The following is a 9,673-nucleotide window of genomic DNA, read 5'->3' on the forward strand; positions in this document are numbered from 1 at the left end:
CAGGAGGTTATCTAAATTGAGCAAGTTCAAGCGTGCTTTTATCATTGTGCTGGACAGCTACGGCATCGGCCAGGAGCCGGACGCAGCGGAGTTCGGGGACGGGAAGTGCAACACCCTGGCATCCATCGTGGCTTCGTCCAAATACTCCACGCCCAATATGGAAAAGCTGGGGCTCTTCAATATTGACGGGGTAGGCTGCGGCAAGCCTGTGGAGGCTCCTCTGGGCAGTTTTGCCCGCCTCAGGGAGCTTTCCCGGGGCAAGGATACCACTACGGGCCATTGGGAAATTGCGGGCATTGTTTCCGAGCGTCCCATGCCCACTTACCCGGATGGTTTCCCGGCTGACTTGATTGAGAAGCTGGAGAAGGCCTTCGGCAAGAAAATCCTCTGCAACAAGCCCTACTCCGGTACGGCCGTCATCAATGATTATGGCCGGGAGCAGGAGGAGACCGGCGGCCTCATTGTCTACACCTCTGCTGACAGTGTGTTCCAAATTGCTGCCAATGAGGCAGATGTGCCGGTGGATGAGCTTTATGGCTACTGCAGGACCGCCCGTGAAATCCTGCAGGGGGAGCATGGGGTAGGCCGGGTCATTGCCCGTCCTTATGTGGGTGAGTACCCCAACTACCAGCGCACCTCCCGCCGTCATGACTTCTCCCTTGACCCCACAGGGGACACCATGATGGATGCTTTGCAGCGCAAGGGTTTCGATACCATCGGCGTAGGCAAGATTTCCGATATCTTTGCAGGCCGCAGCATCAGCCGCAGCCTGGGCATCAACAAGAATAATGTGGACGGCATGGAAAAGACCCTGAAGGTCATGGACGAGGACTTCGAGGGCTTGTGCTTCGTGAACCTGGTGGACTTTGACATGGCTTATGGCCACCGCCGTGATGTGGACGGCTATGCTGAAGCGGCTACGGTATTTGACCGCCAACTTGGAGAGTTTATGGCCAAGATGCGTGAGGACGATGTGCTCATGATCACCGCTGACCATGGCTGTGATCCCGGGGCTCCCGGCACTGACCATACCCGTGAGTATGTGCCCCTGCTGATTTACGGTGAGCATATCAAGGCTGGCGTGAATCTGGGCACTTATCCCACCTTTGCCATGATTGGCGCCACCATTTCCGATATGTTCGGGGCAGACCTTAAGACCAAGGGCGAGAGCATTTTGGCCAGGATTGAGAAATAATCAGAGCAGCAAGTGAGGGGCGCAGGTATAGCAAAAGCGGAATGCGTGAAATTTTTCCGAAGGAAGAATTTCAAGTGAAGCGTTGCTATGCCTGTGACCCGAGCGACTTGGCGGGCTTTGAGCTTGTTTTATGCAAATATTATCAAGGGAGAGATTTCCATGAGAATGTATGACCTGATTACCAAGAAGAAGCACGGTGAAGCACTCACTAATGAAGAAATAAAATTCATGGTGGAGGGCTATGTGAAGGGAGAGATTCCCGATTATCAGATGTCTTCCATGTTGATGGCTATTTGGTTCAAGGGCATGAATGATGAGGAAATCACCGAGCTCACTATGAACATGGCCAAGTCCGGGGACATGATTGACCTGTCTGCCATTGAGGGCCTGAAGGTGGACAAGCACTCCACTGGCGGCGTGGGGGACAAGACTACTTTGGTGGTATCTCCTATCGTAGCTGCCTGCGGCGGCAAGGTGGCCAAGATGAGCGGCCGCGGCCTGGGTCATACCGGAGGCACGGTGGACAAGCTGGAAGCTATCCCGGGCTACCGTACCACCCTTGACCGCAAGGAATTCTTTGATACTGTGAATAAGTGCGGCATGAGCCTCATCGGCCAGTCGGGCAATCTTGCGCCTGCTGACAAGAAGCTCTATGCCCTGCGTGATGTGACGGCTACCGTGGACAGCATTCCCCTCATCGCTTCCTCCATCATGAGCAAGAAGCTGGCTGCAGGCTCTGACTGCATCCTGCTGGATGTGAAGACCGGCAGCGGTGCCTTCATGAAGACCCTGGATGATTCCATCAAGCTGGCTCAGACTATGGTGGCTATCGGCGAGGGTGCCGGCCGCCGCACCATGGCTCTCATTACAGATATGGATACTCCCCTGGGCTACGGCATCGGCAACAGCCTGGAGGTCATGGAGTCCATGGACGTGTTGAAGGGCAAGGGGCCCAAGGACCTCACGGAAGTCTGCCTGCAGCTGGCTGCCAATATGCTCTACCTCATTGGTGTGCATGATGATCTGGATGAGTGCCGCAAGGCCGCCGAGAAGGTCATTGAGGATGGCAGCGCCTTCGAGGCTTTCTGCACCATGGTCAGGGAGCAGGGGGGCGATGACAGCGTGCTCCGTGACTACACGAAATTTGCCCAGGCTCCCTACACTCAGGAAGTGCTGGCTGACAAGGATGGCTTCGTGACCAGGATGAACGCTGAGGAAGTGGGCGTGACCTCCGTGGTGCTGGGGGCAGGCCGCGAGACCAAGGAAAGCGACATTGACTTCTCCGCAGGCCTTGTGATCCACAAGAAGCCCGGCGATGAGGTGAAGAAGGGCGAGAGCTTGGTAACCCTCTATACTTCAAAGAAGGAAGCTCTGGCAGAAGCTGAGCGCATGTACCGCGAGGCTGTGATCATCGGCAGCGAGAAGCCTGCTGTGGAGCCCCTGGTTTATGCCCGTGTTGAAAAGGATAAAGTGGAGAAATACTGAGATGACTGATGAAGAACTGATTGAAGTTGCCAAGAAATACAGGGAGTTTTCCTATAGCCCGTACTCCAAGTTCAAGGTGGGGGCGGCAGTGCTCACGAAATCCGGCAAGGTTTTCGGCGGCTGCAATATAGAGAATTCCTCCTATCCTGTGACCAACTGTGCCGAGCGCACCGCCATCTTCAAGGCCGTGTCCGAGGGTGAGAGGGAGATTGAAGCCATAGCCCTCATAGCTGATACGGAAGGTCCCTGCTCCCCCTGCGGTGCCTGCCGCCAAGTCATGGGAGAGTTCAAGATAAACAGGATTATCATGGCTAATCTCAAGGGAGACAAGAAGGTTGTGACCCTGGAAGAGGTCCTGCCCTTTGCCTTTTCTGAGAAGGATCTGTAACTGACAGGGCCGCCTTGGAGGCGGCCTTGCCTTTAGACAGAATTGACGGAAAAAATAGGTTAATCTAATGAGTTGCAACAGAGTAAATCATTAGATTGGGCGTGTGGATTGACACCTTTGTCCTATTGTGAGACAATGGGACTTGTGACTTTCGTCGCAGTCATACAATTTATCAAGGGAGTTTTTTATTATGTATTTTGCCATCAACGTGCTGGGCGTACTGGTCTTTCTGGCTGTGGGCGTCCTGCTTTCCAAGAAGCGCAACCGCATCAACTGGCGGGGTGTTGGAGTCTTGCTTCTGCTGAATCTCTTCATTGCCTGGTTCCTCACCTCCTTCTCCATCGGACGTGAGATTGTCAGCGGTGCGGCGGCGGCCTTCGTGTGGCTGGTGAGCGTGGCTTATGACGGCATTGCCTTTGCCTTTCCGGACTGGGTGAATGTGCCGCAGATGAACTTCTTCACCTCCGCTCTGCTGCCCATCCTGCTGGTAGTGCCCATGTTCGATATCCTCACCTATATCGGCGTGCTGCCCTTCATCATCAAGTGGATCGGCAAGGGGCTGGCAGTGCTCACCCATCAGCCGAAGTTCGAGTCCTTCTTTGCCATTGAGATGATGTTCCTGGGCAACACCGAGGCCCTGGCCGTGTCCAGCCTGCAGCTCAAGCGCATGAAGGCTGACCGCTGCCTGACACTGGCCATGATGTCCATGAGCTGCATCACTGCTGCCATGGTGGGCATCTACACCAAGATGATGCCCGCAGAGTTCATCCTCACCGCTATTCCTCTGAACGTGATCAATGCCCTGATTGTCACCAATATCCTGCACCCCGTGAAGATCTCCGAGGAAGAAGACACGGTGGCACAGGTTACAGACGGCGGACAGGGCAGGGAGCCCTTCTTCTCTTTCCTGGGCAACTCCATCCTGGGGGCAGGCAGGCTGATTCTCATCATCTGCGCCAACGTCATCGCCTTTGTGGCCCTGGCTGCTCTCATTGATAAGGTGCTGATGCTCATTCACCCCGAGTTCACCTTGGAAAATACTCTGGGCATCATTATGTTCCCCTTTGCCTGGCTCATGGGCCTGGATGTGTCCGAGGCCTTCAAACTGGCCCAGTACATGGGAACCAAGCTCATCACCAACGAGTTCGTGGTCATGCTGAATGTGCAGGATATCATGGGCGAGTTCAGCCCCCACATGCAGGCCGTGCTCACTACTTTCATCACCAGCTTTGCCAACTTCGGCACCTTGGGCATGATCATCGGTTGCTTCAAGGGCATGGTGGATGACAGCAAGAATGAGCTCATTTCCCGCAATGTGGCTTACATGATGCTTTCCGGCATCCTGGTGTCGCTGCTTACCGCAGGCATTACCGGTCTTTTCATCTGGTAATATCTTTAAGGTCTTTCCTTCTTTGAAGGAGAGGCCTTTTTTTGTGCAGGGGAGAGGAAATAGGGAAAGTTTGACGAATATAGCACTTAAAACATTATTCACTGCAAATGGCAATTAAATCATAACTCAGTATGCAGCTGGGGAGGCGGCAAATTTGGATAGAAAACTCAAGATACTCATTACCGATGATTCAAAGCTCCTGCGCAAGAAGCTCCGCACGGAGTTGGAGAAGCTGGACTGTGAGGTGCTGGAGGCTGTCAACGGCAAAGAGTCGGTGGAGATAGTGCTGCAGCAGATGCCTGATTGTGTCTTTCTTGACATCGTCATGCCCGAGGTGGGAGGCATCGAGGCACTGCAGGTCATCAAGGAGGTGAGCCCGGAGATTCCCGTGGTCATGTTGTCCTCGGCAGGCTCTCCACAGAAACTCATGACTACCCTCAAGATGGGAGCTATGGAATTCATCCAAAAGCCTTACAAGAGCGAACAGATACAGAAGGTGGTGGAAACCATCCGGAAGAAGGTGGGCCTGGATGGCTGACTTCAACGTGGCTCAGTGCCTGATGAATGGCGGGAGCTACTCCACTGATGAAATGCAGGACATATTGGCCGAGGCAGAGGCCGACGAGTCCGTGTTGGTGCATTATCTCTCCGATGACGTGGAGGTAGACCCCAGACCCGTAAGGACGGCTGTCATGAGGGCGGCAGTAAATACCACTCAGGACAGGCTGGATCTATATGCTGAATACATGGAGCTGCTTCTGGATTCGCTGCAGAGCATGGCCGCCACCCAGGCGGTCATCAGTCCTGTGTCCATAACGGAAATGGCCTGGGAACCAAACCACGGCACCTCACAGGCGCTGAAATGCGCATTGGGCTTCGTGCCGGGCATCATCGCTACCGATGATGTGTTTCTGGAAATTGCCAGGCGCTATAGTCAGGAGGAGCTGCCGGAGATAGACGAGCTGGCCATAGACAGCGTGGAGGAACTGCTGAATGTGGTGAACGGCCTTTTCACTATCCAGCTGGCCAAGGAGAAGCTAACAGCGGAACTTGGCCTGCCAAAGTCCGGGGAAAATGTACAGCCTTTTGGCGATGAGCAGCTGCGGCTGCGGGTCATTACTGCCTTTGGCAGCTTCGAAGCTGTACTGTCGGCAGAGGAGTTCATAGAGCTTGAATGAAGGGAGCGCAGGCTCCCTTTTTGAATGCCTGAAAAGTTTTTTAAACTTTTTTCAAAAAAGGTGTTGACAGTAGTGTTAAAAGCCCGTATAATAATCATCGTTGCGAGCGACAAACGCAAACAACAAAAACTGAATAGCTTCTTTGGTAGAGCATTGTGGAGAGTTGTCCGAGTGGTTGAAGGAGCACGCCTGGAAAGCGTGTATACGGCGAACACTGTATCCGGGGTTCGAATCCCCGACTCTCCGCCATTTTTTTATCTAAATGCCTTATGTAAAGAAGCAGGAAGCTTTTTCAGGTCGGGCCATAGCGTTTGGGTCTCGCGCAAGGGAATCCCGCGAACCTCGTCAGGTCCGGAAGGAAGCAGCGATAAGCGGATCATTCACTGTGCCGTGAGGTCGCCTGAGGGCTGTGGTCCGACGTGAAAAAGCAGATATGAGCAGCCGCAAGGCTGCTTTTCGTGTGTTTAGGGGTGAGTTCATGGCTTATGTAGCTTTATATCGCAAGTGGAGACCGGAAACCTTCAAAGATCTGGTGGGGCAGGAGCATATCAGTCGTACTCTGTCCAACGCTATCACTTCCGGCCGCATTGGCCATGCCTATCTTTTCTCCGGACCCCGGGGTACAGGCAAGACCAGTACCGCCAAGATCTTTGCCCGGGCTTTGAATTGCGAGCAAGGCCCTACGCCTGACCCTTGCGGTGAGTGTGAGCCTTGTCGGAAAATCGGCGATGGCTCCTCCATGGACGTCTTTGAAATCGATGCGGCTTCCAACCGTGGCATCGATGAAATCCGTGACTTGCGCGAGACGGTGAATTTCGCCCCGGTGGATGGCAGATACAAGGTCTACATCATAGACGAGGTGCACATGCTCACCACGGAGGCTTTCAATGCTCTCTTGAAGACCCTGGAGGAACCTCCTGCACATGTGGTCTTTATACTGGCCACTACGGAAGCCCACAAGGTGCCGGCTACCATCCAGTCACGCTGCCAGCGGTATGATTTCCGGCGCATCACAGCGAAAGAAATCGAGGCGCGCATGGCTCACATTGTGGCGTCCATGGATATAGAGGCAGAGCCAGAAGCGCTGTCTATGATAGCTTTGCAGGCAGACGGCGGCCTGCGTGATGCCCTTTCCATTCTTGACCAGTGCGCTTCTCTGGCCGAGGGCACGGTGACGGCTGACAGGGTGCGGCGCATCCTGGGGCTGGTGGGCCATGACTGGATTTATAAGCTTACGGCGGCCCTGGCTGGCAAAAAGACCCAAGAAGTGCTGGAAATCCTGGCAGAGCTCTTGCGGGAGGGGCAGGACTTGAAGCAGATTCTGGTGGAACTTTCCCTGCATCTGCGTAGCCTGATGATCTATCAGGCGGCAGGCAGTTTGGAGCAGCTCGACCTTTATGAGGAAAAGCAGGAGGCTCTGGAGGAGCAGGCGAAGTTCTTCCCTGCGGACCGCTTGATGCAGATGATAGGGCGGCTGCATGAGGCTCTGACGGAATTGAAATGGTCACCACAGCCCCGCATTACGGTGGAGGTGGCGTTGCTTTCCCTGTGCCGTGAGGAGGGGAATGGAGAGGCTGCCGCCGTGCAGGCTGTGGCTGCTCCGGCAGATGAGGCCAGACTGGCCCAATTGGAGGCCAAACTGGCACAGGTCACGGCGGCCCTGGCCAAGGGAGCGGCAGCTGCTGCCCCGGTGGCGGCTATGCCTGCGCCCCGGCCTGCCCGTCCTGCACAGCCCCGTCCTGCTGCTTCTTCGGGAGAGCCGGTGGGGGCGCTGACGGCAGATGAGTCTGGCGTGCAGCTTTGGCATGGCCTTTTGCAGGAACTTAAGGCCCGGAATAAGGCGCCTGTGCTGGCCTGCCTGCAGCAGGGACGTTTTGTGGGCATGAACCAGAGCCAGTTTGTCATAGCTTTCGGCAACAGCCTGATGGCTTCCCTGACTGCCCGCAACTACAGGGCTCTTTGCGAGGAGATACTGGCAAATCTGGCAGGAAGGGCCCTGCGTCTGGTGGCCAGAGGTGAAGATGCTCCCTTGGCACCGCCGCCTGCTCCCCGTCCAAGGAAGGAACCAGAGGTGCAGATAGAATCACCTCCCCGGGTGGAGATTCCGCCGGAGGAAAGGCCACCGGCTCTTGCGAAAGCCATGGAGGTTTTCGGGGATAATATCGTGGCTGTGGAAGAGGAAAACAGTTGACTACCGCCATGGGTTTTGGTAGTCTAAGTAGAGTTGATCAAGATAGAAAAGAGAGGTGTCTGCTAATGTTTGGTGGCATGGGCAATATGGGCAATATGGCCGGTATGATGAAGAAAGTCCAGAAGATGCAGAACGACATGAAGAAGATGCAGGAGGAACTGAAGCGCAAGACTGTGGAAGTGACTGCTGGCGGCGGTGCCGTGAAGATTGTCATGGACGGCGAGAAGCGCGTGCAGGCGCTTACCATTTCTCCGGCAGCTGTAGATCCGGAGGATGTGGAGATGCTGCAGGATCTCATCTCTGCTGCCTTCAATGAGTCTGTGAAGAAGGTTGATGATATGATGGCCTCAGAAATGCAGAAGATGACGGCTGGTCTCGGCCTGCCCCCGGGGTTGTTTTAAGTGGAGCACATTGCACCCCTTGCAAAACTCATAGAGCATTTTCGCGCACTGCCGGGCATTGGTGCCAAAACGGCAGTGCGCCTTGCTTATCATGTGCTGGATATGGAAGCGGGAGAGGCAAGGGCGCTGGCGGGGGCCATCATCGAGGCCAAGGAAAAGATAGGCTTCTGCAATACCTGCTTCAATCTAAGTGACCGCAATCCCTGTGCTATCTGTGCTTCTGCCGAGCGTGATCACTCTGTCATCTGCGTGGTGGAGCAGCCCCAGGATGTGGCAGCCATGGAGCGCATGAGAGATTACAAGGGGCTTTACCATGTGCTGCACGGAGCCCTTTCTCCTTTGGAAGGGGTTGGGCCCGGCGATATACGCATCAAGGAACTTCTGGGGCGTCTGGAAGATGAGTCTGTCAAGGAAATCATCATGGCCACCAATCCCAATGTAGAGGGAGAGGCTACTGCCATGTATCTGGCCAGGCTCTTAAAGCCCATGGGCATCAAGGTCACCCGCATAGCTCACGGGCTGCCTGTAGGGGGAGATTTGGAGTATGCTGATGAGGTAACCTTGTCCAAGGCCATGGAAAATCGGAGGGAAATCTGATAATGTTGGAACTTATTGTAGCTTTTGCTGTGGGCATCATCGTACTGGCGCTGATAGCAAAGGTTATCACACTGCCTTTGCAAGTAGTATGGAAACTGATCACCAATAGCATTGCAGGCGCTATTATCCTCTGGGTGGTAAACCTCTTTGGGGCAGGCGTAGAGATAAGCATTCTGAATGCCCTGATAGCAGGCATTTTCGGCGTGCCGGGCGTGATTGTAGTGCTTTTGCTCAAGTATATGGGATAAGGTGGACAACTTTTTTGAGGAAATCTCAAAAAAGTTGTTGACAAACCTTCTTTGTGCGTGTATCATAATACAAGTCGCTAACGGGAACGGCAAGCGCAAGAATGAATTTTCTTCAATAATATGAGCACCTTGATTGGCTGCTGAAAATTGAAAAAGAAATTCAAAAAAGTGCTTGACACCTTGAAAGAGACAAGATATAATGAATAAGTCGCTTCAAGAGAGCGGCGCTTGAGAAATCAAGTTGTTCCTTGAAAACTAAACAATGCAAACGAAAACAGATTTGTTTTCAAGCCAGATGTTAGTCAAACTTTTAGTTTGAACCAAAACATCGGTTGCACATCTGAAAAGATGAAGCATGGTTATAAAGAAACCATACTGAATAGCAACTGTTAATTTCTTTAACTTAAATGAAAGAGCTGAATTAAGCTTTTCCAATACTTTATTGGAGAGTTTGATCCTGGCTCAGGACGAACGCTGGCGGCGTGCTTAACACATGCAAGTCGAACGGGACTGATTGAAAGCTTGCTTTTGAAAAGTCTAGTGGCAAACGGGTGAGTAACGCGTAGGCAACCTGCCTCTAAGATGGGGACAACAGTCCGA

General features: G+C 53.6%; 10 protein-coding genes, 1 tRNA gene, 1 rRNA gene and 1 other RNA gene. All 13 read left to right on the forward strand.

The annotated features are described in order from the left end of the window. The first annotated feature begins 16 nt into the window (after positions 1 to 16). Positions 17 to 1,195 (forward strand): phosphopentomutase, encoded by a 1,179-nt coding sequence (locus tag BLW59_RS05390; RefSeq protein WP_081348401.1) that lies wholly within the window; start codon positions 17 to 19, stop codon positions 1,193 to 1,195. 159 nt (positions 1,196 to 1,354) lie between these two features. Further along, positions 1,355 to 2,680: a pyrimidine-nucleoside phosphorylase gene (locus BLW59_RS05395; protein ID WP_074696826.1), complete on the forward strand. Its 1,326-nt coding sequence runs from the start codon at positions 1,355 to 1,357 to the stop codon at positions 2,678 to 2,680. A 1-nt stretch (position 2,681) separates the two neighbouring features. Next, positions 2,682 to 3,068 (forward strand): cytidine deaminase, encoded by a 387-nt coding sequence (locus BLW59_RS05400; RefSeq protein ID WP_029540758.1) that lies wholly within the window; start codon positions 2,682 to 2,684, stop codon positions 3,066 to 3,068. Positions 3,069 to 3,258: 190 nt separating this feature from the next. After that, positions 3,259 to 4,458 carry a NupC/NupG family nucleoside CNT transporter gene (locus BLW59_RS05405; RefSeq protein WP_029540755.1) on the forward strand — a complete coding sequence of 400 codons (1,200 nt, stop codon included), beginning with the start codon at positions 3,259 to 3,261 and terminating at the stop codon, positions 4,456 to 4,458. A gap of 154 nt (positions 4,459 to 4,612) precedes the next feature. Continuing rightward, entirely contained in the window at positions 4,613 to 4,996 is a 384-nt protein-coding gene (locus BLW59_RS05410; RefSeq protein ID WP_029540754.1) for a response regulator, read from the forward strand. Beyond that, positions 4,989 to 5,636 (forward strand): hypothetical protein, encoded by a 648-nt coding sequence (locus BLW59_RS05415; protein ID WP_074696793.1) that lies wholly within the window; start codon positions 4,989 to 4,991, stop codon positions 5,634 to 5,636. Before BLW59_RS05410 ends, BLW59_RS05415 begins: the two co-directional genes overlap by 8 nt. A gap of 157 nt (positions 5,637 to 5,793) precedes the next feature. After that, positions 5,794 to 5,885, forward strand: a tRNA-Ser gene (locus BLW59_RS05420). A 60-nt stretch (positions 5,886 to 5,945) separates the two neighbouring features. Next, an RNA gene (gene ffs, locus BLW59_RS05425) (signal recognition particle sRNA small type) lies at positions 5,946 to 6,045 on the forward strand. Between the two features lie 69 nt (positions 6,046 to 6,114). Further along, positions 6,115 to 7,827, forward strand: coding sequence for a DNA polymerase III subunit gamma/tau (gene dnaX / locus BLW59_RS05430; RefSeq protein WP_074696828.1), 1,713 nt, complete (start codon positions 6,115 to 6,117; stop codon positions 7,825 to 7,827). Positions 7,828 to 7,892: 65 nt separating this feature from the next. Next, positions 7,893 to 8,228 carry a YbaB/EbfC family nucleoid-associated protein gene (locus BLW59_RS05435; RefSeq protein ID WP_029540750.1) on the forward strand — a complete coding sequence of 112 codons (336 nt, stop codon included), beginning with the start codon at positions 7,893 to 7,895 and terminating at the stop codon, positions 8,226 to 8,228. Beyond that, positions 8,229 to 8,825 carry a recombination mediator RecR gene (gene recR / locus BLW59_RS05440; protein ID WP_074696795.1) on the forward strand — a complete coding sequence of 199 codons (597 nt, stop codon included), beginning with the start codon at positions 8,229 to 8,231 and terminating at the stop codon, positions 8,823 to 8,825. It abuts the gene before it with no gap. A 2-nt stretch (positions 8,826 to 8,827) separates the two neighbouring features. Then, complete coding sequence (locus BLW59_RS05445) at positions 8,828 to 9,073, forward strand: pro-sigmaK processing inhibitor BofA family protein (RefSeq protein ID WP_413778177.1); 246 nt, start codon at positions 8,828 to 8,830, stop codon at positions 9,071 to 9,073. Between the two features lie 439 nt (positions 9,074 to 9,512). Next, a 16S ribosomal RNA gene (locus BLW59_RS05450) occupies positions 9,513 to 9,673 on the forward strand; the annotation flags it as partial.

Origin of the sequence: Selenomonas sp. KH1T6 (genome assembly GCF_900108415.1) — a bacterium.
GTDB classification, from domain to species: domain Bacteria; phylum Bacillota; class Negativicutes; order Selenomonadales; family Selenomonadaceae; genus Selenomonas_B; species Selenomonas_B ruminantium_A.

Bases quoted from the DNA above. Each gene is read 5' to 3' on its own strand.
- BLW59_RS05405 (WP_029540755.1), top strand. From the start codon at position 3,259: ATGTATTTTGCCATCAACGTGCTGGGCGTACTGGTCTTTCTGGCTGTG.
- BLW59_RS05415 (WP_074696793.1), top strand. From the start codon at position 4,989: ATGGCTGACTTCAACGTGGCTCAGTGCCTGATGAATGGCGGGAGCTAC.
- BLW59_RS05445 (WP_413778177.1), top strand. From the start codon at position 8,828: ATGTTGGAACTTATTGTAGCTTTTGCTGTGGGCATCATCGTACTGGCG.
- BLW59_RS05435 (WP_029540750.1), top strand. From the start codon at position 7,893: ATGTTTGGTGGCATGGGCAATATGGGCAATATGGCCGGTATGATGAAG.
- BLW59_RS05395 (WP_074696826.1), top strand. From the start codon at position 1,355: ATGAGAATGTATGACCTGATTACCAAGAAGAAGCACGGTGAAGCACTC.
- dnaX (WP_074696828.1), top strand. From the start codon at position 6,115: ATGGCTTATGTAGCTTTATATCGCAAGTGGAGACCGGAAACCTTCAAA.
- BLW59_RS05400 (WP_029540758.1), top strand. From the start codon at position 2,682: ATGACTGATGAAGAACTGATTGAAGTTGCCAAGAAATACAGGGAGTTT.